Annotated in this window: 23 protein-coding genes and 1 pseudogene; 12 read left to right on the top strand and 12 right to left on the bottom strand. The window is 62.4% G+C overall.

Annotated elements, in window-relative coordinates:
- Positions 1–63 precede the first annotated feature (63 nt).
- The 8 genes from GJR96_RS02310 to GJR96_RS02275 form a co-directional block, all read right to left on the bottom strand.
- Positions 64–591 (bottom strand): DUF7261 family protein, encoded by a 528-nt coding sequence (locus GJR96_RS02310; protein ID WP_151161457.1) that lies wholly within the window; start codon positions 589–591, stop codon positions 64–66.
- A complete protein-coding gene (locus tag GJR96_RS02305; RefSeq protein WP_151161456.1) occupies positions 588–1,037 on the bottom strand; it encodes a DUF7262 family protein in 450 nt (149 codons plus the stop codon). Before GJR96_RS02305 ends, GJR96_RS02310 begins: the two co-directional genes overlap by 4 nt.
- Positions 1,030–1,746: a DUF7263 family protein gene (locus tag GJR96_RS02300; RefSeq protein WP_151161455.1), complete on the bottom strand. Its 717-nt coding sequence runs from the start codon at positions 1,744–1,746 to the stop codon at positions 1,030–1,032. The genes GJR96_RS02305 and GJR96_RS02300 overlap by 8 nt, the downstream gene beginning before the upstream one ends.
- A complete protein-coding gene (locus GJR96_RS02295; protein WP_151163873.1) occupies positions 1,739–2,236 on the bottom strand; it encodes a DUF7266 family protein in 498 nt (165 codons plus the stop codon). Before GJR96_RS02295 ends, GJR96_RS02300 begins: the two co-directional genes overlap by 8 nt.
- Positions 2,237–2,294: 58 nt before the next feature.
- Entirely contained in the window at positions 2,295–3,023 is a 729-nt protein-coding gene (locus GJR96_RS02290; RefSeq protein WP_151161454.1) for a DUF7289 family protein, read from the bottom strand.
- Positions 3,020–4,939 (bottom strand): type II secretion system F family protein, encoded by a 1,920-nt coding sequence (locus tag GJR96_RS02285; RefSeq protein WP_151161453.1) that lies wholly within the window; start codon positions 4,937–4,939, stop codon positions 3,020–3,022. Before GJR96_RS02285 ends, GJR96_RS02290 begins: the two co-directional genes overlap by 4 nt.
- Positions 4,936–7,233: a type II/IV secretion system ATPase subunit gene (locus GJR96_RS02280; protein WP_151161452.1), complete on the bottom strand. Its 2,298-nt coding sequence runs from the start codon at positions 7,231–7,233 to the stop codon at positions 4,936–4,938. The genes GJR96_RS02285 and GJR96_RS02280 overlap by 4 nt, the downstream gene beginning before the upstream one ends.
- A gap of 278 nt (positions 7,234–7,511) precedes the next feature.
- Complete coding sequence (locus GJR96_RS02275) at positions 7,512–8,174, bottom strand: hypothetical protein (protein ID WP_151161451.1); 663 nt, start codon at positions 8,172–8,174, stop codon at positions 7,512–7,514.
- A gap of 216 nt (positions 8,175–8,390) precedes the next feature.
- Between GJR96_RS02275 and GJR96_RS02270 the strand changes: the two genes are divergently transcribed.
- The 4 genes from GJR96_RS02270 to GJR96_RS02255 all read left to right on the top strand — a co-directional run bounded on the left by GJR96_RS02270 (position 8,391) and on the right by GJR96_RS02255 (position 11,092).
- Positions 8,391–8,867, top strand: a complete 477-nt coding sequence (locus GJR96_RS02270; RefSeq protein WP_151161450.1) for a hypothetical protein — start codon at positions 8,391–8,393, stop codon at positions 8,865–8,867.
- 95 nt (positions 8,868–8,962) lie between these two features.
- Positions 8,963–9,463, top strand: a complete 501-nt coding sequence (locus GJR96_RS02265; protein ID WP_151161449.1) for a VOC family protein — start codon at positions 8,963–8,965, stop codon at positions 9,461–9,463.
- Between the two features lie 73 nt (positions 9,464–9,536).
- Entirely contained in the window at positions 9,537–10,214 is a 678-nt protein-coding gene (locus tag GJR96_RS02260; RefSeq protein ID WP_151161448.1) for a helix-turn-helix domain-containing protein, read from the top strand.
- Between the two features lie 38 nt (positions 10,215–10,252).
- Positions 10,253–11,092: an oxidoreductase gene (locus GJR96_RS02255; RefSeq protein ID WP_151161447.1), complete on the top strand. Its 840-nt coding sequence runs from the start codon at positions 10,253–10,255 to the stop codon at positions 11,090–11,092.
- Positions 11,093–11,101: 9 nt separating this feature from the next.
- Here GJR96_RS02255 and GJR96_RS02250 read toward each other — a convergent pair whose 3' ends face one another.
- From GJR96_RS02250 to GJR96_RS02240, 3 genes are all read right to left on the bottom strand, one after another.
- Positions 11,102–11,989: a halocarboxylic acid dehydrogenase DehI family protein gene (locus GJR96_RS02250; RefSeq protein WP_154326161.1), complete on the bottom strand. Its 888-nt coding sequence runs from the start codon at positions 11,987–11,989 to the stop codon at positions 11,102–11,104.
- Positions 11,990–12,055: 66 nt separating this feature from the next.
- Positions 12,056–13,849: a sensor histidine kinase gene (locus GJR96_RS02245; protein ID WP_151163869.1), complete on the bottom strand. Its 1,794-nt coding sequence runs from the start codon at positions 13,847–13,849 to the stop codon at positions 12,056–12,058.
- 91 nt (positions 13,850–13,940) lie between these two features.
- The gene (locus GJR96_RS02240) at positions 13,941–14,828 is read right to left on the bottom strand and encodes a UbiA family prenyltransferase (RefSeq protein WP_151161446.1); all 888 of its coding nucleotides are present in this window, start codon (positions 14,826–14,828) and stop codon (positions 13,941–13,943) included.
- A gap of 103 nt (positions 14,829–14,931) precedes the next feature.
- Between GJR96_RS02240 and GJR96_RS02235 the strand changes: the two genes are divergently transcribed.
- Entirely contained in the window at positions 14,932–15,333 is a 402-nt protein-coding gene (locus GJR96_RS02235) for a MoaD/ThiS family protein (RefSeq protein WP_151161445.1), read from the top strand.
- Positions 15,334–15,477: 144 nt separating this feature from the next.
- A pseudogene (locus GJR96_RS18240) lies at positions 15,478–15,960 on the top strand (zinc ribbon domain-containing protein); the annotation flags it as partial.
- 229 nt (positions 15,961–16,189) lie between these two features.
- Here GJR96_RS18240 and GJR96_RS02225 read toward each other — a convergent pair.
- Positions 16,190–16,699: a DUF7529 family protein gene (locus GJR96_RS02225; RefSeq protein WP_151161443.1), complete on the bottom strand. Its 510-nt coding sequence runs from the start codon at positions 16,697–16,699 to the stop codon at positions 16,190–16,192.
- Positions 16,700–16,884: 185 nt separating this feature from the next.
- Here GJR96_RS02225 and GJR96_RS02220 point away from each other — a divergent pair, with 185 nt between their 5' ends.
- The 6 genes from GJR96_RS02220 (at position 16,885) to GJR96_RS02195 (ending at position 24,544) form a co-directional block, all read left to right on the top strand.
- On the top strand, positions 16,885–19,584 hold the full coding sequence (locus GJR96_RS02220) for an ABC transporter ATP-binding protein (protein WP_151161442.1): 2,700 nt from the start codon (positions 16,885–16,887) through the stop codon (positions 19,582–19,584).
- Between the two features lie 134 nt (positions 19,585–19,718).
- Positions 19,719–21,446: an ABC transporter substrate-binding protein gene (locus tag GJR96_RS02215; RefSeq protein ID WP_151161441.1), complete on the top strand. Its 1,728-nt coding sequence runs from the start codon at positions 19,719–19,721 to the stop codon at positions 21,444–21,446.
- Positions 21,447–21,471: 25 nt separating this feature from the next.
- Positions 21,472–22,491: an ABC transporter permease gene (locus tag GJR96_RS02210; protein WP_151161440.1), complete on the top strand. Its 1,020-nt coding sequence runs from the start codon at positions 21,472–21,474 to the stop codon at positions 22,489–22,491.
- Positions 22,488–23,423 carry an ABC transporter permease gene (locus GJR96_RS02205; RefSeq protein ID WP_151161439.1) on the top strand — a complete coding sequence of 312 codons (936 nt, stop codon included), beginning with the start codon at positions 22,488–22,490 and terminating at the stop codon, positions 23,421–23,423. The genes GJR96_RS02210 and GJR96_RS02205 overlap by 4 nt, the downstream gene beginning before the upstream one ends.
- A gap of 27 nt (positions 23,424–23,450) precedes the next feature.
- Positions 23,451–23,843, top strand: a complete 393-nt coding sequence (locus tag GJR96_RS02200) for a DUF7268 family protein (protein ID WP_151161438.1) — start codon at positions 23,451–23,453, stop codon at positions 23,841–23,843.
- 95 nt (positions 23,844–23,938) lie between these two features.
- The gene (locus GJR96_RS02195; protein ID WP_151161437.1) at positions 23,939–24,544 is read left to right on the top strand and encodes a class I SAM-dependent methyltransferase; all 606 of its coding nucleotides are present in this window, start codon (positions 23,939–23,941) and stop codon (positions 24,542–24,544) included.
- Positions 24,545–24,571: the final 27 nt, after the last annotated feature.

Genomic DNA, 24,571 nt, shown 5'->3' with positions numbered 1-24,571 from the left:
ATGTGTTAACAATTCCCAAATAATTCTGTGGGTGAGTGGGCAGACGTCCCCGTCTCCTCTCCGTCACTCCGGACGAACGACGAGTGTCAGGTCGGTCTGTGAGCGAGGCGTGCCGATGGCGATGTCCACGGCGACGGCGACGACTGTGGTCTCGCCTGCCCGTTCTTGTACGACGACGCCGTCGTCTGCGACACACGGACCGAAGTCTCGGTACGTCCCGCGGGGGCAGTCTCTGAGCGCCCACCCGGCGGCGGCCGACTGGTTCGTCGTAAGCGAGGCCCCGCCACCGTTCGTGTGTGCTCGTTCGATTCGCACGAGTGCAGGGTCGAGACGTGACCTGAAGTCGGTGACTGCCGACCTCCTCGCGGGCCAATCGTATCGTCCAGCGACGCCTGCTGTCGCCATCTCGACGGCATCTTCAGTCGACGCCGCGACGTCCGTGACGGGTGGCGTCGTCGACGCGCCGACGTACGCGAGTTGCGCGTGGACGAGGACGAGTGCGAACAACGCGACGACGACGACTGCTCCCGAGACGAGGACGAGTTGTCCGCGCTGGTCGCTCTGTGAGCAGTCGGAACAGCGAGGACTCACGGGTACCACACCTCCAACGTCGCGGTGCACCGCGGGACCACGGCGGACGCGGTACCGACCCGTGCGCTATCCGGAGGTGGTGTGCCAACCGACCCGACGCTCGTTCGGAGCCAGACGAACGCACCATCTGGGAGACCAGTCGACGCAGTGGTGTGCAACTGCTCTGCCCGGGTGTCGAAGTCTCCGGATGACTCGCACGCGACGCCGAGAAGCGTTCCGGGGGCGTCTGCAGGTACACTCGCGACTAGTGCCGCGGCGTCGGTCGCCTGCTGGTCGAGTGATGCTGTCTGCATTGGCGTCGGTGTCAACGTAAAACTCGCGGCGACGGCGAGGACGAAGAGGGTGACGATGGTCGCTTCGACCACCGTCAACGAGAGTTGGCCACGGGCGTCGGACCGACGGCAACCGACGAGTTCGGCCATCGCCCACAGGATTCGCTCACGCATCGACAGCCACCTCGATGCGACCAGTGCGTGTCTCGAAGACACGGGCCGTGGCCGTCACTGTCCCAGCGGGTGCAGGCCCGGCCACGTCGACACGGATTACGGGAGCCGCGTGCGACGAGACGTTCACGCTGTGTGTTCCTTCGATACCGGTCGGTCGGTGGAGGACGACTCTGTCGCCGACGCGAATCGTTCGAACTGTCGTGTTGGCTCCAGGGTCCACGTCGAATTCGATTCGCCCGGTCCTCCCGTCGAGTGTCGTCGCGTCTTCGCCGTCCACGTCGATGCTCTCACTATCGGTGTGATAGTCGGCGACGACGACACCCCGTGAGACGTGGACGCTATCGCTCACGTCTCCTCGTGCCGCGATTTCGTCGCCATCGAACCGCACACTGAACGCGACGCCACGAAGTGTCGGGATCGCGGCCGCGAGTTCGGTCGCGTTCGTCTCGTTCGCGCGTTGCGCGTCGACGTAACCATGCGACGTGACTACCGGCGAGTCCGTGACGAGTGCGGTCGCAGCACGGTCTGCTCGAGCACGGTCCAGTGAGGTATCGGTCGCGTCCGAGAGTGCTCGGTCGGCGGCGACGATGCTTCCGGCGGTGACTGTCGTCAGGAGGACGAGTGCCACCGCCAGCCCAGCGAGTGTCGTCTGGCCTCTAGACCCCCTCGGTGGAGCCGACCAGTGGTCGGACCAGAGTCCGTCACCCATCGCCGCCTCCGGTACTCGTGGCACCTTCGTTCACGAGTTCGAGCGTCGTCTCGTCGTCCTCGACGACGACGCGGACGACACTGTCTGTTCCGCTGTCCCACGTCCCCGAGACGTTCACCGGATCAGGGAGCGTAACTGGGATACGACGGTCGAATACGTCGCGAGGGTGGTCGAGGACCAGCGCGGGTGTCGTCGCGTTCGGGTCGTCGCCGAACGACGCGTTCTGGTCGTACTCGATTCGATAGGTGCTCCCCCGAATCGACCGCGGGATATCGACTGTCGTCAGTCGCTGTCCACGGACTGTCGAGTCGGGAACCGTGCCAGTCTCTTCGATGCTCTCTGTCGCCGTCGCGAGTGTTCGCTCTGCGAGTTCGTGCGCAACTGCGTCACGGTGGTCGGGGACGACCCCACCGAACATGACGGTGGTCAACAGGCCGATAAACAGCACGACGATGGCCGCTTCGAGTGCTTTGCCGACGACGGGAACCATCCCTCGATAGTCGGACTGTCGCCCCCCGGTCCACGAACGACTCGACGACCCACGTGCGTCAGCCACGGTCGACCACCACCGTGAGGTCGTACGTTGCCACCGTGAGTGTCCGTTCGTCAGGGGCGGTTGCGACGACACTCGGGATACCATCGCCGTCGAGGTCTGTCTGGGTTGCATTGAACCCGCGACGTTGGAACGCTCGTTCCCACGCGCGTGGCGTCGTCGTCTCGACGGCGATGGCGTATTCGTCGCTCGGGAAGTCGTCGATACGTCGGGTGGTCCGCGCCCGAAGCACAGACCCACCATCGAGTCCCCCGCCGTCTGTTGACGATGCTGTCAGCGTCGGAAGTGGGAGGAACGCCGCGTCACCAGCGATGGAGAATGGGACGGGCGTGACGAGTCGAGAGTTGTTCCCTGTACCCCTGACTACGGCCCCGCCGACGAACGCGATTCGGTGGTCACCGAACGTGGCGACGTACCCGTCGGCGTCGTAGGTTCTGTTTGCTCCCTGTTCGGCGACGACCCGGACGGTACGGTTCACACGGGAGAGTTGTCCGTCGGAGACGCGAACCGGATGCGTGCTATTGCCTCCCGCGAACACACCGTCTCTGAGAGATGCGAATCCGTTCGTCGCAGCGTCGGCGTCCGCTGTGGTGACCTGTGCATCGACGAGTGTGCCGACGCTCGCTGTCAACAGACCGATTGCGACGACACCGATGCCGAGCAAGAGGGCGGCGCCGACGACGTTCGATTGGGCACGAACAGCCGAAGGCACGGGACGAGTCATATCAGACCACCGCCTGCGTAGACGAGGTAACACACGGTGACGAGGGCGGCGGAGTGGAGGAGCGCTTCGTACCGACCGCGACTCGCTGTGCCGGCGAACCACCCAGACGCGAGCATCGTCGCCTGCGTGACGACGTACATTCGGTACCGGTCACGGGTCAAGTCGACCGCACCCGCGTCGAGGGCGAACGACCCTGTCGTCGAGAGCGACGAGAGTTGTGCGAATCCGTCGAAGACGTGGACGTTGACGGCGACGGTGATACCGACGACCAGCAGTGCAGTCGTCCACCCGACGGCGACGTACACGAGGAGTCCAGAGCGGAGGGCGCGTTTCTCGTGGTAGAGGCGACCAATCTCCGTCTGGAGCGTGTCGAAGACGGTTCCCGTGTCGCTCCCGCCGTCGAGTGCACCGACGACGAGGCCGATGGTCTGTTCGGCCATCGGTGTTCCAACACGTTCGACGAAGCGTTCGAGGGCGGCAGTTCGGAGATTCACGTCCGTGCCCGCACTCGGGGCAGTGAGTCTGAGGTTGAGTGCGAGGTCGGCGACGTCGGCGTCGAGTGGGCCGAGGTCGACGTCGCGTCCGACGTGTTCGACGGCCGCCGCGAAGGGGCGACCGAGGCTGACGTGTCCCGAGACGGCGTGGACGAAGTCTTTCAATTCACGGTCTTTCGCGTCATCGATGCGGGCACGTCGAACCCCGACGATACCGACTGGAGTCGCGTACGCGACGTACCCAGCGAGTGCAGTGCCGACTACGTCTGTCCCCGCGAGGCCAGCGATTCCGGCGACGACGAGTGCGGGGAACACGAATACGACTGCGGCACTGGCGGGGTTCGTGAGTGTCGTACCGAGCGTTTCGAGTGCCGTCGGTGGTCGCTCGTACTCGATGGACTGGTCTGGTGGCCGGAGGCCAGCAATCAAGAGACTGGCGGCGAGTCCCACGCCCACGATGAACGCCGCACTGGCGTAGACGACGACGCCCCGGATGGTCGTCTCGCCGACCGGTGTGACGACCTGCGTCGAGAGACCGGGTGCGATGACACTCATCACCGTGAGGACGATGACGAGGAGTGACGGAAGGACGAGGAGGACGATGAACAGTTCTGCGAGGAGTTCGAGGAATCCCGCTGCGCGGTCACGGGCACGGTCCTGTCGGTGACCGAGCATCCGACTCTCCATGCGGAGGTAGTTTCGGAGGGCGTCTTCCCCCTGCCCCGCGTGCTCTCGGAACTTCAGGAGAAACGGCGAGAGCATCCCTTCTGAAGGCGTGTCGCGGGCGACGCGTCGGAGTCCCTCGTTCACGTTCCCTGTCAACGATGCCGTGTTGAGGACGCCTCGGAAGGCGACTGCCGTCTCGCCGTAGGCGTCGGTTTCGGCGACGCGCCTGAGCATCTCGCGTGGACCGTCGCTCCCCGACGAGAGGACGTGGAGGTACCGAACGGCACCGGGGAGTGTCCGTTCGATGTTCTCCCGACGAGCAGTGGCCCGCCAGCCAAGATAGCGGCCGGCGGCGACGAGCACGGCGTGCCGTGTCGCCGTCACCACACCGAGTGCGACCAGCACCGCGACGGGGAGGCGTGGAACGACGGGAACTGGGACGTTATCGACGAGTGGAACGACGGTACGAAGCACGTCCAACGCACCGTCGATGGTTCCGTCGGGGACTGCGAGAACGACGAGTACCGTCGGTAGGGCGACGAACGCCCCCGTTAGCCACGCGAGACCGTACGTGCGTGCGAGATACAAGTCGAAACTCACCCGCAGGTCGGTGCCACGGTAGCGCCGGCGGTCTCGGTCGTGCCGCGACGAATCGACGTGCCGAGCGAACAGCGCGTACAGTGCTCTGTCGAGGACCGAGAGCGAACGCACGTGGTCGACTCGTCGGTCGTCGATTGGGGTGTCAAACTCGGTCACGGTTCTCCTGCGGTCTCGCGTTCGGCCATCCGACGACGGACGCGTTCGACCGTCGCCGCCTCGTCTGTCCGCAAGTCGGAGAGGAACCCGAACAGTTGGTCGACGTCGGTCACGCTCTCACGGACGAGGTACTCGACGTACCGGTGTTTGCGGTGGAACTCGCGTTCGACGGACTCGACCTCTCGGTCGGTGGCCTCGGCGATGCGGTGGAACAAACGAATCCCGACGCGTCGGTGGTCGTCACCCAACTGTGGGTGTTCGTACGAGATGTCGAACGCCCCTTCGGGTGTCCGCCGACCGACGGTGTTCCAGTGGAGGGTGCGGCCGTCTTTCTCGACTACGCCACGTCGTCCCCAGGTCTCGTCGTACTCCGACTCGGGGACGAGTTCGACCACTTCGGCGACGTACCGTTCGCCGTCGACCTTGTGCGGAAACACGACGAGGTCGAGTTCACGGAGCAAGTATGGGGGCAGACCCTGTTCGATGACGCGGTTGACGAGCGTCTCGACGTCTGCGGCGTGTGTCGTCCCGATGACGCCGTGGCCGGTGTTCAACGTCTCCGCGAACGTCGCGAACGACGCCGGCGTGTTGATTTCGGCGATGACCTCCACGTCCGGGTTCAGGTAGTTGGCTTCGGTCATCAGGTCGGCCATCGAGACGCGCTTGAACTCGGATTCGTGGTCGCGCGTCGTGAGCGAGATGCCAGTCTCGTGTGGGAGGTGGACCTCTCGCGACCCCTCGTCGATGCTGATTGGCCGATGGTCGTACGGGATGAACGGCATGTGTGCGTTCATCAGCGTCGTCTTTCCGACGCCGGTCGACCCAGAGAACAGGACGACCCGGTGGTGCTCGTAGCACAACCAGAGCAGCGTGACGAGTTCGGTCGAGACCGACCCACTCTGGACGAGGTCGATTGGCGTCAGCACGTTGCCGGACTGCTTTCGAATCGAGACGTGTGGTCCGCCCTCGGAGATGACGGGTAAGGCCACTGCACAGCGAATCGTCTCGTCGGGGTCGCTCGACGGGGACCCACCGACGGAACCCGGACGGAGGTTCACCTTCGCACTCGGGTTCGAGGCGTTCAACTCCACGCCGTCCGCCGCCGCGAGTTGGGTCACGACGTTGGTGAACTCCGTCTCGTCTTGGAAGACGAGGTTCGTCGGAACGCGGAGACCACCGCGACCGGTCACGTCGGCCCGTGGGATGACCTTCACACGCTCGCCGACGCGGTTCGCCTCGATATCTTCGAGATTCGGGTCACGGATGGGGACCGTGAGGATACCCTCTCCCACGTAGTCGCGGAGGACGTAGTACACTAGGTCGTCGAGGCGGTCCTGTGCGAACCGCCGGTCGACGGGTGGTAGGGTGATGCCGTACTCGGCCAGCGCAGAGCGAACTCGAAATCGCGTCGCATCGACCCACGCTTTCGTGTTGCGGGCGGTGAGACGTCGAGACAGGAACTCACGGGCGCGTTCGCGAACGAACCCGACGCGGTCTGAGACCACGTCGTCGACGTTCGCCTCCCAGATGCGCTCTTTGCACTCCTCGATGAGTGCTGTGTCACCCGGAACCAGGTCTGGTTCGAGAACCGCGTACTTCGTCGCGAACCGGTCGTCACCGAGGAGTCTATCGCGGTAGACGACGACGTCGACGTCGTACCCGGCGAACGGAACTGTATAGTGTTCGATACGCTCTGCGGCGATGCGGTCGGCGAAGGCTACGTCGGAGTCGAACGCCGTCGTCGCAGGTGCGAAGTTTTCCGTGTGGACGACGAGTCGTTCACTCCCGTCTCCACGACCGGCATCGACCACTTCGATTCGGTCGTCTAACGCGAGCGGTGTCACGTCGCCGAGGAGGCGTAAATCGGCGAGTGCGTAGTGTTCGACGCGCCGTCGTGAGGGTGGCGAGAGGTCCAACAACCGGTCGAGGATGCGTCGGTACTTCGGAGAGAGGCCGACTGACGCTCGTTCTGCGGCACCTTCGCGTGTGAGCGGTCGGCGGCGAACGACAGTCGAGAAGTGGTCGCGGACAGTCTCCAGCGCTCGTGTCTCTCGAACGCCGAGCGTCGGTTCCCGGACATCGTAGTCGAACCCGTGGTCAGCGTCGCTGATAGTCACGACTGTATCGGGTGCGACTTCGTACTGTGACCGAACGCTCGGCGCGTACCACGCCGCTGGGTCGTCCGGTGGAACCGGGGCTGGAACGCCACCCTCCTCGATGGGTGTCGAGGTGGGTCCGAACTCGAGGGTCGGAGTGGGTTGCTCCGTCCCCTCGGTATCACCTTGGGTAGGCATATTACGGGGATTGTCAGATTTCGGTATTTAAATTTTGACAGTGTGATTGTGGAACACTGACCAACTCGAAAACGGTCGAATGAGCGGCCTTATCTGTGATATCTTGGAATCTATAGTAGAGTCTGGTCCGAGATGTGTCTTTTCAATTGACACCAAGTAGTGACGAAAATCTCACTCGTGAGAATCAGTGGAGTCGCGACTTGGGTGTCGTACCGGGAAAGGTGAGGTAGAGTCCACTCCACGAGCGGCGACGTGAAATCCTAATTTCCACTCCCACTTCACACGGTGTCCTGTGACCGCTCAGTACCGGGCTTACGCATCTTTTCGAGTTGGTAGATGACGTAACTTCCGTAGAATTGGGAGGTGACGACCAACACGGGGTAGATGATGACGAGGATGGCAGCGATGCCCGGGTCTTGGAGTCCGGCCATGGCAAATGGGCCGCCGAGGTAGTACACCCAGACGAGAAACGCACCCGCAGAGAGGAGACTCTGCCACTGGATATTGGCGGTGTCCCACCACTGTCCGGGTGTCGTTTCGAGCGTCGGGGTGTCCGGTTTCTCGATTGCGCGGTAGACGTAGACTGGCATCACGAGCGTGATGAACGCGACGAGCGCCACGTACACCTCGAACGGGAGGCCATAGAGTCTGACTGCTCCCTCTAACGCCGCCCAGAGGACGAGCACTTCCTTGGGGATGGTGTTCTTCAGTTGGTAGAGCGCATCACTCACGCCCGCGAGGTCAGACGGTTCTTCCTCGCGTTCACGAACAACGGCTTCCTCTCGACGGGATTCACCGACGAGAACGTCCAATCCCCTCCCCGCTTCCTCTTCTTCTAGCCCGACTTCTGCTTCCGTCTCCGCGGCGCGTTCCGCCTCTTCGGTGAGTGCATCACGGTACAAGCTCCGCGGTGGGTGTGCAATCACTGGGTCCAGTCTCATGCGGTACTGTATGACCTGTTACAAAATCAACGTGTATTACTCACTCTCCCGACTGTCACGAATGTGAGACTGAGCGAGGGGTATTCCGCACGAACTGTAGTCGAACCCAACAACCCTGATGTGACTGCGAATGGACATGCGAGTCGTGCAGGTGAACAGACGGGTCATCACGGCGTACCAACGACGTGACACTGACGCCTTTCGGTGGTGAGAGACGTGAACGTCGAACTCGACCTAAACGAGAACTTCAGAGACGCGATAGAAGACGGGGAGATAGCCGCGGGTGCAGGAATCAGGTACGTCGTCGACGACACGTACCTCGACGGGAGTCCGACGGCGTACCCCATCGACGATGCCGTCGTCTACACGGTACGCCGAATCTGCGAGGCCACTATCGACGTGATGGAGGGAAGCGATGCCGACGTTCACTACCTCTATTCGGACCACATCCTCCACCTCAACCAGGCCGGCGCATCGACAGTTTCCGTCTGGACATCTGGTTCGAATCCGGTCGAGACCGACCTCAAACGCCTCGTTCACGGTGTCGTCGTCGCCGCAGAACGACTCGCTGACTACGTCGTTGACGTGAATCCGGTTCTCTCGAATAACTCGGAGATTCAGAACATTCGTTCGGCTATCACCCGACTGAATGTGATGTACCAAGACGAGTTCGGAGAGGTACTGCGGACGTAGCGAACTCGGTCAGGTGGTAACCCAACGAGTCCCCAAACCTGATTGTCAAGAATGTCTTAAAATTGATATATTGTGTTCGGGCACGATTGTCGACCATGGTCGAGATACCAGACCTCGGAATCGAGATTCCAGAGATAACACAGATTGCGTTCGTGGTCGAAGACATCGACGACGGGATGGACCGCTTCGGTGGCATCCTCGGACTCGGTCCGTGGGACGTCTACGAGTTCGCGCCGCCGACGCTCCACGACACGACCTACAGGGGAGAAGAACACGACTATTCGATGACACTGGCGCTCACGTACGCGGGCGACACGATGATAGAACTCATCGAACCACAGGAGGGAGAGAGCATCTACACCGAACACCTCGACGAACACGGGGAAGGCCTCCACCACGTTGCTTGCTTCGCGTTCGAAGACACTGAGGCGGTCGTCGAAACGTTCGAGGAGAACGACATGCCCGTCATCCAGAGCGGTGTCTTCGGGGAGGTGCCGTACTGGTACTTCGACACGGCTGAGCAACTCAACGGCGTCATCTTCGAGACGGCGACCAATTTAGAAGAGATTCCCGAACCGGACAGACAGTACCCATAGCACCTGTCTGCAACCGGTTTCACTGTTTTTCACCAACGCGGCGTGTTATTTACCTCGGCGTCCCATACTGTGTATGGCTATCGTCGCAGAGATTCTTCTCGCAGACCCCACGCTACCCTTGGTCGGACTCGCGCAGGCGCTCCCGAGTCGCGAAATCTCGGTCGCCAACACAGTCCAACTCGATAGCGGACACCTCCTCGTCACGGTCAGTATCGACGACGACTCGAAGGAGGCTTTCGAGCGAGAACTCGACTCCCAGCCCGAGATAACCGATGTCGCACCAATCGGAAAGGCAGCAGATGGATGGTTCTATCAAGTGACCGTCGACGGGGCATCCGACCTGTTAGACGCTCACGACCCCGAAGCGTTCGAAGGCGTGATGATGGACGCGACGATAACCGGCGAGGGCGTGCGAGAACTGAAGGTCTTCTCGAACTACGAGGCGTTCAGCACGCTTCGAGACCGGTGTGAAGTGTACGATATCCCGATGGAGTTGCTGAACATCGCGTCGGACCCGGAGAACCCCGGGGAGCGTGACCAATTTGGGCTAACTGATAGACAGTATCGGGCACTCTCGCTCGCTTTCACCGGTGGGTACTACGACTCGCCGCGTCGCATGTCTACACAAGAACTCGCCGACAAACTCGGTATCACCGCTGCGTCCACCTCGGACCTCCTTCGTCGCGCCGAACAGCAACTCATCAGCCAGACGCTCGGTCCGAAGAAGTACTTAAACACACTTACTGCTTAGCATAGCCTTCTCTTCTCGGAGGGTCGTCCTAGTGCGTCATGGCAAACACCACTGGACGCGTCGCAATCGTCACTGGCGCATCGTCTGGCATCGGCAAAGCGACTGCGAAGACACTGGCCAAAGAGGGAATCACGGTCGTCCTCTCTGCTCGCCGTGCGGAGAAACTCGAAGCACTCGCAGACGAAATCGAATCGAGTGGTGGAACCGCGTTCGTCGTTCCGGCCGACATGACCGAAGAAGACGACCTCACTTCGCTGGTCGAAACCGTTACTGACGAGTTCGGCAGAATCGACATTCTGGTCAACAACGCTGGATTCGGCCTCTACGGCAGCGTCGAAGAGACACCGATGGAAGACGCTCGCTACCAGTTCGAGGTCAACGTGTTCGGCCTCGCCCGCCTCACACAACTGGTTCTCCCCACGATGCGCGAACGAGGCTACGGGAAGATTATCAACATCAGTAGCATGGGTGGGAGAATTTGGACGCCGATGGGCGCGTGGTATCACGCGACGAAACACGCACTCGAAGGCTGGAGTGACTGCTTACGCTACGAGGTTGCTCCGTTCGGAATCGACGTGGTCGTCATCGAACCCGGTTCTATCAAAACCGAATGGAGCAGCATCATGGTCGATGGCTTGCTCGAACGCAGTGGGAACGGTCCCTACGCCGATATGGCCAACGAGTTGGCCGACACGACCCGGGAAGCTGCCGGCGACGGGTCCGACCCACAAGTCGTCGCGAGTGCCATCCGGAAGGCCGTCCGCTCCAACGACCCCAAGGCCCGATACGCCGTCGGCCAGTATGCAAAGCCACTCCTCGCCGCCCGCAGAATCGGCGGTGACCGTGTCTACGACCGCGTCGTCGACTTCATGGTCTGAGATAGTGCATCACCCAAGACGACGCGGACCGGTCGCCCCGAGCGTCGCCGCGTAGAGTGTGACCGCCGGAAGAACTGTCTCGACGGGGCCGTGGCGGAACTGCTCGGCGAGACCCTGTAGCCCCTCGATATCCTCGTCGGTCATTCCGACGTCGCGGAGGTCGGCGGGGCTGAGTCGAGGCGTGTACGCCAACGCAGACGCCTGTTCTGCGGCGTTCGACCACGAGGAGACACACGCGGCCTCGAACGCCGTCGACTCGAGGACCGGTTCGAGGTCGTCCCACATCGTTTCGAGGAGGGATGGCCACTGGGCGAGACTCCGATAGATGGTCGGCAGTCCGGAGTCGAAGCCGTGTACGTCTTGGATGGACGCAACCGTCTCGGCGAGTGAGTCGGGAACGTCCTCGAACGGCGTCATCGTCACCGACCGCCCGGACTCTCTGTTCATCTCAGGGAACGGTGCGGTTGCCTCCCAATCTTCGGCGGGTGATTCGCCCACTGGTTCGTCCGAGAGTGCTCGGTCGAGTGTCTCGAAGAGGAACGCGAGTCGAGGTATCACCGTGTCGAGCGTGACGAGTTGCCCGCGTGCTTCTCGGAACTCTGCGGGTGAGATGCCGGCAGTGGTCGGGTCGTAGTGTGGGAGTGTCCGGTCCTCTTCGAGGACGGTGAGGACCGTATCCCGATACTCCACTTCGTATCGAGCGAACGCGCGCGTCTCGAACGCCGGTTTGAGTTGTCCCCACGCGTAGCGTAGGAACGTCGGTTGGTTCGCCATGAGCGTCCGAAAGAACCAGTTGACGACCGGTGCCCGGAACGTGGTTTTGATGTCGTCGTAGAGTCCGCGTTGCCACCCGGTCGCCGCCGACTCGTACACCTGTTTGCTCGCGTCGATAGTCATGGTATACTGTTGCACAGTCGGCGTGGTGATAGGCGTTCTGTCGACGTGTGTGCCGACTGCACTCCGTCAGACGGCCTCGTCTGGACCGTTCTTCTCGTGTGTCGCATCGGATACCGTTTCGTCTACTCGATTCCGTCGAATCGGGATTCGGACGACAGCGTCGGTGCCACCTTCCGGACGGCGCTCGAACGACACGTCACCTCGCAGTTGGTCGGCACCCCACGTGACCAACCAGAGACCGAGTCCACTCCCGTGTCGGAGTGGTGTCTCTCCGTCCGCTTCGATAGCCGCGAGTTCACTCTGGGCGATTCCCGGGCCGTCGTCGACGACGTGGAGTTCCAGCGTCCCGTTTTCGACGCTTCCAGAGATGGTGACGACTGGGTCGGCGGCGTCGGTGTGCTCGACGCCGTTTTCGATGAGTTCGACCACTATCGACTCGAAGAGTGGCGGACAGACTACGTCGCCACTGGGGAGCGAGTCGAACCGGATAGTCGCCTCCGGATAGTCCGACTCGACAGTCGCTGCCGCGTTCTGTATCTGGATTGTGGCGGGCGAATTTCTGGCTTCGTCTACTTCGCCATCTGCGTCACGGAGTTCCCCTAGTTTCCGTGCTTTCTCGCTGATGTTGACGAGGATGTTCGCGTGCGACCGGACCACGTCGGCGTGCGAACGTGCGGCGTCGATGTCACCCTCTTCGAGGTCGTCGAAGACGAGTCCTGTGTAGCCATCGAGGAGATTGGCCTCGGTTCGAAGGTTGTGCCGAAGGACACGGTTCATCACTTCGAGTTGTTGGAGGTTGTGACGCTTGTCCGTCACGTCACGGAAGATGACGGCGTGGCCAATCGTCCGACCCTGCGTGTCGGTGAAGTCGCTCGTGAAGAGTTCGTAGTACCGCTGGCTGTTGTCGAACGAGATGGTCTGCGGCCCTCGTTCCGCTCGAAGCGGTGAAAATTCGGGGACGATGTCGCCGACAGTTCGGCCCTTGAGTCGCTCGACGTGATGCTCGAACACTGTCTGTGCTGCCTCGTTCAAGTCGGTCACGCGCCACTTCGTGTCGGTCACGAGCATCGCGTCGGCCATCGTCTGGACGACTCGGTCACGGGCCATCCATCGCGGGACGGGACGCGATTCGAGGAGGCCGTATCTGTTGAGAGCGACGGCACAGGCGAGGCCTGCGAACGTGAACGAGGCGGGCGTCATGTCGAACGACGCCCCTTCGAGTTCGAGGAGTGTCGTCGCGAAGTTCCCGAGGATGGGCATCAATGCGCCAACGACCAGTGTGACGGCCTGCAACCGGTAGATGGTCGGCATGTCGAACGCCGTTCGGACGAGAATCGTCGCACCGGCGAGCCACAGCAGGTAGCCGTACCCGAGCATCACCCAGTAGAGCGGTCCCCACTCGGTCTGGAGGATGGTGATGTTCCCGTTGGCGGCCGGTTCGGCGGTGACCGAAGTCCACATGAGGTGGTGGGCGGGGTTGGTCCACACGGCGACGAAGGCGACCATCGGCAGGAACGAGGCGGCGAGAACTGACGGCGTGGACGTGTATCGGTCCCGTCCGGAGTAGTTCGACGCGAAGACGAACCACGCGACTGGTGCCGCGAGGACGCCCGCCCACTCGAGGTTCGCGACCAGAAGTTTGGTCGAGAGGTCGGTGGCAACGAGTTCGACGAAGTACCCGAACGACCACCACCCACTGGCGAGTGAGAGCACGCTCAGCGCTACTGCACCGGGCGTCGAGCGCCGTCGCCACGCGTACGCCGCGACGCCCAGACTGACGAATGCAGCGACGGCGGTCAACCCGAGTGCGAACGCGACGAACGAGATGTGGTGCGACGAGATGGCACCGGCCGATGCCATCGCTGGTGCCACCGATATCTCGGACGCGGCCCCCGAAATCGTACTCACGACTGGGTATTTCTACCCAAGTGACAAAAGCGTATGTTGGAATCTAGACGGCGAACAGTGACATCCCTGACGCGACGAACGCCACGCCGACGGTCATCAAGACGCCTTCTCCATCTCGAAGCGTGCAGAGTCGTTCGACAGACCAGTTGGGCTCGGTGAGTGAGTAGGTAATCCACGTCGAGTAGACGAGGGCGGGCGTGAGTGCCGAAGGTGCCCACCACGGGATGTAACCGACGACTGCGGCGGCGACGACGATGGCCAGCGAAATCACTTCCAGTGCGTACAGCACGTACTGGGTGCGTCGGACTCCGATTGCCGTCGGGAGCGTCTCGACGCCGTTCTCTGCGTCGCCGTGTACGTCGCGGACGTTGTGCACCTCGACCGAAACCGCCGACCGGAGGAAGAACCAGAGTGCGGCGACGGCAGCACCGGTGAGGTGTCCGGACCTGTCGACTGCGACGGCGACGGGGACGAACGCGACGGGAACCGCCCACGCGAGCGAGACGACAGTCGTGTTGACGAGGAAGACGTCTTTGAGACGTTTGACCGAGTCGCTCGGGAGGACCGGGAAACTGTAGACGGCGGCGATGACACCGGGGAACACCACCAGGGCGAGTCCTGAGACCCCACCGAACTGGATGGAGAGTGCCACGGCACCGACGATGGCGATACCTGAGAGTGTCGCGTACACGCGGGGGAACGCCGAGACGAACGCGGTCCGTTCGGCGTAGTTCGCGGCGTCGGCTTCCAAGTCCGCGAGTTTGTCCAGGTTGTAGACGCCGATGGTCGCGAGGAGTCCGACGAGAAGGGCGACGTTCGCTTCGACTCCTGCGAACGACGACGCGACGTACACCTCCCCGATGGTCGCTAGCCCGAGGAACAACGAACTGTGAACGACAGCAGCGTACACTCGGTTTGGAATGGGTTGCATAGCGATTCACAGTGTGAACGGTACACAGGTTAGAGTTCACCTCGACACACCCCGAACGTGTTCGGAGTGATGCTCATCCTCCTCGCTCGCGTAGGTCACACATATGGAGTCGAAGACTATCGATACCCCGACTGGGACGCAGCAGGCGACGACGACAGTCGAAGCACGGTTCACTGGACACGTTCGGACTGCGGTCGGGACGCACCGACTGGAGTACACGTTCGAAGGCGACACCCTCCGCGAGTTTCTGGAGGCGTTCTTCGACGAGTACGACGTTCGTGACCTGGTGATGGCACGGCGAGAAGCGGACGCGACGACTCGCGGGTGGGTGAAGGCTGACTCACTACCTGGGACGTGGCGGAAGAATCCCGAGGGTGACCAGACTCGCGCCTACGCGCGAGTGTTAGTGAACGGCGTGTTCAACGAGAGTCTGGCGGGGTTAGACACGGAACTCCAAGACGGTGACCGTGTGGCGCTCGTCTACCCTTTCCTATTCTGCCTCTGACAACACTCCCTGTCCTGCCTCTGACATCCCACCGATTCTGTCTCCAACGTCGCTCCTCTCCTGTCTCTGACCTGTGACTCTCTGGGGGGCACTCGACGCTATCTGGCGGGCTAGGTTTAGGACCGTCCGAGAACTATTTGACGTATGTCGGAATCCACCGAAACACCGGGTCGCGAGCGCGGTCAAAACGAAGTGTTCTGTCGTAACTGTGGCGCGGTCATCGACGAGAAGGCAGAAATCTGCCCGTCCTGTGGCGTTCGCCAGCGTCCGCCGCCGAAGTCGTCAGTCGACTCCGCGGTCGACTCGCTCTTAGAGGGTGGGAACCCGTTCGTCGCGGCCCTGCTCTCGGCGCTCTTCCCCGGACTGGGGCAGATATACAACCGCGAACTCGAACGCGGACTCGTCTTCATCATCGCCACTATCGTCGCCGCGATATCGACGCTCGTGTTCGTTGGGTTCATCCTCTTCCCGGCGGTGTGGCTCTACGCGATATACGACGCGTACACGAGAGCGGAACTCCGGGCCGAGGCTCTCCGGGCCGAAGAACACGCACACGAAGTACCCGTCGCAGACGTCGTCGAAACCACCAAATCGGAAGCGGCCGAGTCCGAATCGGAACCGGAGGATGCCGGACCAATCAGAGTCGAAACGGAGTCCACCGAGACGGCTGAAGACGTGACAGAGATGGATGCAGAGGCTGAAGTTGACACCGAAGCCGAAGCGGACACCGAGACAGAAACAGACATCGAGTCCGAAACAGACGCAGACGCGTCCGACGAATCGGTCGAAACAGAAGACGAACCCTCGTCCTGAGGGGTCACCGACCCTGCAGACCCATTTACTGAAACAGTCTGTTCTACTCTGCCGACGGGTCCGGTTCGTCGTCCCAGTTCGGCGGCAAGAGTGGGTCTGGGTCCTCGTGGACGAACTCGACACCTTTCTCTGGGTCGAGTGGGTGGACCTTGGTCCGCATCGTCTCACCCTGTCTGAGGAGCGAGAACAGTCTGTCCGTCTCGGCGAGACGGTAGTACAACGGGAGACAGACGGCGACTTCGTCCTCCGTGGCGCGAACGACGAGCGTCAGGTAGACGAGTCCGCCTTCGACTGCTCGGAACGCCTCGTACTCGTCGAAGGTCACGCCCTCGACGGCAGATTCGACTTCGGGGTACACGTCGTCGCCGACGATGACGTCGAGTCCGACGTGGCTGACAACTTCGTCGCCCGTTCCGGGGACGGGAACCACGTCGCCGGGGAGGGCGACGACGACGTGCCAGTCGCGTTCTCGATACTCTTCGGCGACTGCTTCGCACTCTTCGACGACCGTTTCCCAGGTGTTCGACGACTCAGAGAGCGGATGTTCTTCCATGCGGCATGGTGTCGGAGTGCGCTACCTAAACCTTCGCTTTGCTACTTCGGGTGCAGGGAGTCAGTGTCGAGTCACCCTCGCTTCTCGATTGTTACACTCTGGTGAGTGAATCCGGGGTGATTCGTGCTCGCGTTTCCGGCAATAATTAAAAAGTTATTTCATCACATGCAGGTCACTGACACACAATGACAAATCTACTCTCTCTTTCGGACCTCCGGACGCAGTTCGCGACAGACCGTGGCCGCGTCAAAGCAGTCGACGGTCTCGACCTCACCGTCCGTGAAGGGGAGACGGTCGGTCTGGTCGGCGAATCGGGGTCCGGAAAGAGTGTGACGGCCCTCTCGACGATGGGACTCATCGACGACCCCGGTGAAATCGTCTCGGGCAGCGTCGAACTGGAGAGCGCGCACCTCGCAGACGAGTTCCGCGCGCAGTACAAGAATCCCGAGTTCGTCGATGGCGACGTCATCGACCTCGTGCAGGCACCCGAAGAGGCCCTTCGCGCCGTCCGCGGCAGCGAAATCGGGATGATTTTCCAGGACCCGATGACCTCGCTGAACCCGTCGCTGACGGTCGGCGAACAGGTCGCAGAGAGTCTGCGACTCCACCAGTACGGTGGCCGACGGAAAGACTCGTGGCTCAACGCGGTCCGAGAACTGCTCCCGCGAATCAGTCGAGATATCGACGACGAGGTGGTCGAACGGACCATCGACGTGCTCGAATCGGTCGGTATCCCTGAACCCGGTGCGCGCGTGGACGAGTACCCCCACGAGTTCTCCGGCGGCATGCGTCAACGCGTCCTCATCGCAATCGCACTCGCGTGTCAACCACGGATGCTCGTCGCCGACGAACCGACGACGGCGCTCGACGTGACCATTCAGGCGCAGATTCTCGACCTCATCGACGACCTACAGGAGGACCTCGGGATGTCGGTTCTCATGATTACCCACGACCTCGGCGTCGTCGCCGAGACCTGTGACCGCGTCGCGGTCATGTACGCGGGTGAAATCGTCGAAGAGGGGCCGGTCGACGAGATATTCCACAACCCGTCGCACCCGTACACGTACACACTCCTCGAATCGCTCCCGAGCGAGGAGAAAGAGCGTCTGACTCCCATCGAGGGGAACGTCCCGGACCTCATCGACATGCCCGAAGGGTGCCACTTCGCGCCGCGGTGTCCGTGGGCCAAACCCGAGTGTACCGCCGGCGAGATTCCGTACAAGCAACACGGTGCCGGGGCAGTCGACCACCGGTCGAAGTGTGTCCTCGACGACTTCGACACCGACGAGTACGGTACCGAGGCGATGGTGGCGAAGGAAACGTCGGAACCGTCGGACAACCCACTGCTCGAAGTGGACGGTCTCAAGAAGTACTACCAGCAGGGTGAGGGCTTCTTGGACCGCGTCCTCGGCGTGGACCAACAGAGTGTCAAAGCCGTCGACGGCATCGACTTCACCGTCTTCGAGGGCGAGACGCTCGGGCTGGTCGGCGAGTCCGGGTGTGGGAAGTCTACCGCGGGCCGAAGTCTCCTCCACTTGACCGAACCGACCGACGGACGCGTCGTCTTCGCGGGGACGGACCTCTCGGACCTCGACAGCGACGAACTCCGGAAGACACGGCGCGACATGCAGATGATCTTCCAGGACCCGCTGTCGTCGCTCGACCCGCGGATGACCGTCGGACAGACCATCCAAGAACCGCTCAAGGTCCACGATTTACCGGCGTCGGACCCGGACGTTCGCGGTGAGGTCAAAACCGAACTTTCGGGCATCGACTCCAGTCGTGTCACGGTCACCGCCAGCGACGAAATCGACGCCATCGTCGGGTCGTCCGACGGCGTCGCCACGGCACACGTCTCCGTCACCGTCGAAGGGTCGGAAGTCGACGTGTCCGTCGAAGAACGACTTCGGGTCGACGTGGAAGTCGAACGCGACGGCGACACGGTAACGGCAGTCGACGTGACCGTCTCGCCCGGCGACTCCGACCGTGAACGCCAGCGTCGCCGCGTTAACCAACTGTTGGACGCCGTCGGTCTCGAAGTCGGCCAGTACGACCGCTACCCGCACGAACTCTCGGGCGGTCAGCGACAGCGTGTCGGCATCGCTCGCGCCCTCGCTGTCGACCCGGACTTCATCGTCGCCGACGAACCCGTCTCGGCACTCGACGTGTCCGTGCAGGCGCAGATTCTCAACCTGCTCGAAGACCTCCAAGAGCGATTCGGTCTGACGTATCTCTTCATCGCGCACGACCTTTCGGTCGTCCGGCACATCTCGGACCGTATCGCCGTGATGTACCTCGGTGAAATCGTCGAAGTCGCCCGGACCGACGAGTTGTTCGACGACCCGCGGCATCCGTACACACAGGCACTCCTGTCGGCGATTCCCGAACCCGACCCGGCGGCGTCCACCGACGACCGCATCATCCTCGAAGGAGACGTGCCGAGTCCCATCAACCCGCCGTCGGGGTGCCACTTCCGGACGCGGTGTCCACAGGTCATCCCGCCGGAGGACCTCGATATCGAACAGGCCGCGTACCGCGAAGTGATGGACCTCCGCCAACGCATCGAAAAGCAGAGCCTCGACGTCGCGACTGCGCGCGAAGAGGCGATGGAAGGGCGTGGAAAACAGGCAGCGACGGTGAGCGCGGACGGCGGCACCGCCGAACACGGCGCTGTCGTCGACGAACTTCGCGAGTCGCACCTCTCGTACTCGTTGTCTCCCGAACTGGTCGAGGTCATCGACGAAGCACTCGAGTACGTCGTCGACGACGACTGGGAACACGCTGCCGACGTCCTCCGCGACCGGTTCGAAAGTGTCTGTGAGCGGGACGCACCCGAACTCGGAACGGCCGACCATCCCGCGGCGTGCCACTTGTTGGATAACTAACCGGCGAACTACTCGCATCCGAGGAAATTCCTTTTCGATAATTCCACATATTTACCGAAACGAGTCGCCGCTGTCTCTCATTCGCCGGCCGCTCGCTTCGTTATTTTTATAGGGTGTGATTGATAGTTACTCGTATGTCACAAGATGGCAATAGTGTCTCCCGACGGCGCTTCCTGAGCGCGGCGGGGACGGCCGCGGCCACCGCGGCGCTTGCTGGTTGTACCGGCGGTAACGGCGAAGAGACGACCACCGAGGATACCGGTGGTGCCGATACGACCGAAACCGAGTCTACCGATGGTGGCAACGGCGACGACAACGGGTCGCCGCAGGTCCTCCGTTACGGTCGTGGGAGTCACTCGCCCACGCTCGACTTCCAGAACAGTACGAGCGGTGAGGTTGCGAAGGTCACGGAGCAACTCTACGACACGCTCATCAACTTCGAACCGGGCCAGTCCACGCTGACGCAGGGACTCGCGACGGAGTACAGCCTCGAAGGCCAGACGGCCTCCATCACGCTCCGCGAAGGCGTGACGTTCCACAACGGCGAGGAGTTCACCGCAGACGACTTCGTCGCGACGTACCGCCGCTTCGTCGACTCCGACTACGAGTACTACGGTGGCGACGACTACGTCTCCGCCTACGGTCCGTTCACGCTCGGTGCCTGGATCGACGAGATTCAGGTCGACGGCGACTACTCGATGACGATTCAGCTGACCCAGACGTACGCGCCGTTCCTGCGTAACCTGGCGATGTTCGCCGCGGCCGTTCACTCTCAGGCCGCAATCGAGGAGTACGGCACGGACCTCAACAAGAACCCTGTCGGAACCGGTCCGTTCCAACTCGAGAACCTCGACGACGCGAACGAACTCATCCGTCTGTCGGCGAACCCCGACTACTGGGGCGACGGTCCGAACGTGGACGAAGTCGTCTTCGTCACCATCGGCCAGAACTCCACGCGTGCGCAGTCGCTCGCCAGCGGTGAACTCGACATCATCGACGGCCTTGGTGCGCAGTCGTCCATCCAGGTCGAGAACGCGAGTAACGCCGAACTCGTCCGAACCGAGGGTATCAACATCGGTTACATGGCGTTCAACATGGCCAGCCGTGAGGAGTTCCGCGACAAGCGCGTCCGTCAGGCAGTGAGCTACGCCATCAACACCGAAGCCATCGTCAACGAGATTTACTCCGGCTTCGCGACGCAGGCGAGTCAGCCGCTCCCACCGAACGTCCTCGGTCACAACTCGGACCTCGACCCGTACCCGTACGACCCCGAGCAGGCACAGAGCCTCCTCGAAGAGGCCGGCTACGGTGACGGATTCTCGTTCGAACTCGCGACGTTCCAGAACCCGCGCGGGTACAACCCGTCGCCGATTCAGACCGCAGAGACTGTCGCGTCCAACCTCGGTGACATCGGCATCGAAGTCGACATCAACCAGCAGTCGTTCGGTCCGTTCCTCGAATACACGGCACAGGGCCGCCACGACGCCTGTTTCCTCGGTTGGTACACCGACAACGCCGACCCGGACAACTTCATGTACGTGCTGCTCCACCCGCAGGTGGAAGAAGACCAACTCACCGAGGGGCAGGACTGGGTTAGCTTCGACACCGAAGGCTACAACACCAGTAACCGCTCCGCCTGGGCAAACCAGGAGTACATGGACCTCGTCGAACAGGGTCAGTCGTCCTACGACGAAGCAGAGCGCGAGTCGCTCTACAACGAAGCGAACCAGATTGCCCACGACGAGGCACCGTGGGTCTACCTCGACTACGCCGACGAACTCCGTGGCGTCTCCAGCCGCGTCAGTGGGTTCCAGATTGCGGCCATCAGTGGTCCGTACCTCAACCTGGTCAGCCTCGAATAGAGCCTGACCGGTCGTCTTTCCATACATGATTTCGACACGATTCGTACTCAAGCGGCTGCTGTTGCTCGTCCCGGTGTTGGTGGGAGTGGCGTCGCTCGTCTTCGCCATTCTGCACCTCTCGCCGGGCGACCCGGCACTGACCATCGCCGGCGAGCGGGCCAGCGAGGAGTTCGTCCAGCAGGTCAGAGAGAGTCTCGGACTGAACGACCCGATATGGGTCCAGTACGGCCGGTTCCTCTTCGACGCGGCACAATTCGAGTTCGGCGAGTCCTTCATCATCCAGCGGAACACGCCGGTCAGTGAAGTTCTCACGAACAAACTGCCTGTCACGCTGGAACTCGCCATCTACGGGCAACTCATCGGCATCTCGCTCGGCATCCCGCTCGGGATTTTGAGCGCCGTCAAGCAAGACAGTTTCACGGACCACACGACCCGTATCGGCGCACTCGCCGGTATCAGCGTGCCCATCTTCTGGAGCGGCCCGCTCCTCATCCTGCTGTTCGCGCAGGTGCTCGGATGGCTCCCGACGAGCGGCCGGATTTCGGTCCTCTACAACGTCGAAGCGATTCGCGTGACGGGTCTCGTCACCGTCGACACGTTGCTGGCGGGCGAGTGGGAGATGTTCGTCTCTGCTGCGCGGCACATGATTCTCCCGGCGACGGTCATCGGCATCTACTCGATGGCGCTCATCTCGCGGATGATGCGCTCGTCGATGCTGGAGGTCATTCGCCAGGACTACATGCGGACCGCACGGGCGAAGGGCCAAGGCGCGAAGATTACGGTCCTGAAACACGGCTTCCGCAACGCAATGATTCCCGTCATCACGGTCATCGGCATCCAGTTCGGTGGCCTGCTCGGCGGCGCAGTGCTGACGGAGACGGTGTTCGCTATCGGCGGCATCGGGACGCTCCTGGTCGAGGCCATCAAGGTCGGCGACTACCCCATCGTGCAGGGAACCGTCCTGACGTTCGCGTTCCTGTTCACGCTGGTTAACCTCGGCGTCGACATCACCTACTCCATCCTCGACCCACGCATCGAACAATGAGCACTGACACGAAAACCACGACAAAGACGACGGTGGACGCCAACCAGCGCAGTCTCATCGACCGCTTCACAGCGTCACCGTTCGTCTCCCGACTGCTCTCGAACCGCCTGGCGCTGGCCGGGATTGCCATCATCGTCGCGATGGTGCTCATCGCAATCTACGCCAGATTGTTCGTCGACCTCGACGTCATCACCCAGTCGCAACTGGGGACGAACCCGAACCGTGCCGCACCGAGTCTCGAATTCCCCTTCGGGACCGACGGGCAGGCGCGTGACCTCGTGCCGCGCGTCGCCTACGGTGCGTGGTACGCGATGCTCTTCGGGACGGTGACCGTCGCGGCGTCGACGACGCTCGGCGTCTCACTCGGCATCATCGCGGCGTACTACAGCGACGTGACCGACAACGTCATCATGCGGACAATGGACGTACTGCTCGCGTTCCCATCGCTCCTGTTGGCGCTCGCACTCGTCGCTATCTTCCCCGACGACCTTGGTCTGTGGCGCGCGGTTGCGGCACTCACCTTGGTCTACACGCCGCGGTTCGCCCGCGTCGTCCGCGGAGCGGCGTTGACCGTCCTCGAAAACGAGTACATCGACGCGACAGTCGCCCTCGGGGCGGCCGACCCGCGTGTGCTCGCTCGACACGTCCTGCCGAACTGTCTCGCACCCATCACGGTGCAGAGTACGCTCAACTTCGGTCTCGCTATCATCGACCTCGCGGCACTCTCGTTCCTCGGGTTCGGTGCCGAGGCCGGGACGCCCTCGTGGGGGCTGATGCTCTCGAACGGTGTGAGCCAAGGCCTCCTCACCGGAGTCTGGTGGTGGTCGTTCTTCCCCGGATTCTTCCTCGCACTCACCGTGCTGGGGTTCAACCTCCTCGGTGACGGGATGCGCGACGCACTGGACCCACGGATGCGCGAAGCGGTCGACTAACGTCTCCTCACGGCGTTTCTTCACACGATGTCTACAGCACCCGAGTACCCGCCGGACGAACGCCCGCCGCTTACCGAACGGGCTACCGTTCGGCTTCACCTCGTCGGAACGGCACTCGCCGTCGGCGTGGGAGTCGCAGTCGTCGCGCTGGTCGGGTCTGCTCTCTTTGGTGACGTGACCGCCGCCGTCGACACGACGTTCGCCCTCGGGTCCCTCGTCTTCGGATTCGGCCTCCTCGGCTGGTCGGGTGCGGTCGCACTCGGCCGGGGCATCGAGGCCATGCAGGACCACCTCGACACACGAACGGGGTGGACCGAGCCAGACGCCCGTCGCGCGATGACTCGTATTCTCGGGTTCGGACTCGGCGTCATGGTCGGGACGATGCTCGTCGGGTCGGTCGTCTTCGGGTCGGTCTTCTGATTGGGCGAGCGCTCACCTTCTTTTTCGACGGTCGAGACCACCGGAACTGGCGAGACTGACAGACGGTTATCTCGTCTCCCTCCCTACCAGAGGACATGGACCGAAACGCCGTGCGACACGCGTGGGATGCCGTCTCCGATGCGTACGCCCGAAACAGAGACCCCACCGGGTCCGACGCCGCTCTCCTCTCGGAGTTCGTCGCCGACCTCCCAGACGACCCAGTCGTCCTCGACGTTGGATGCGGAGACGGTGCACGGACGCTCGCAAACCTCCCTGCCGGAAGCATCGGCCTCGACTTCTCTCGACGCGGACTCGACTTGGCCACGACCACAGTCCCCGACGCGCAGTTGGTCATGGCCGACATGCTTCAGATACCACTCCGTAACGACTCGGTCGACGGTCTCACTGCCTACCACGCCGTGTTCCACGTGCCCCGGGAGTCGCACTCGGCCGTCTACCGCGAGTTCGCACGGGTCTTGAAACCCGATGGGTGCGTGCTGATGACACTTCCCGGCGGTCGGTTCGAAACCGTTCGTCGTGGATGGATGGGTGGAGAGATGTTCTTCTCGTCGCCCGGGCGGGCACAGACGCTCCAGCAACTTCGAGAAGCGGGGTTCGACCGGTTGGAGACGCGGATGGCGAACGACCCACTCGGAACGAGTAGCGAGTTCGTGTTTGCGCGACTGGCCAAGGGCGTCTAAGCCCGCCGCAGAACCGTCGTCACCTCG

The organism is Haloferax litoreum (assembly GCF_009674605.1).
Classification (GTDB): Archaea; Halobacteriota; Halobacteria; order Halobacteriales; family Haloferacaceae; genus Haloferax; species Haloferax litoreum.
This window is presented reverse-complemented; position numbering and strand designations above follow the sequence as displayed.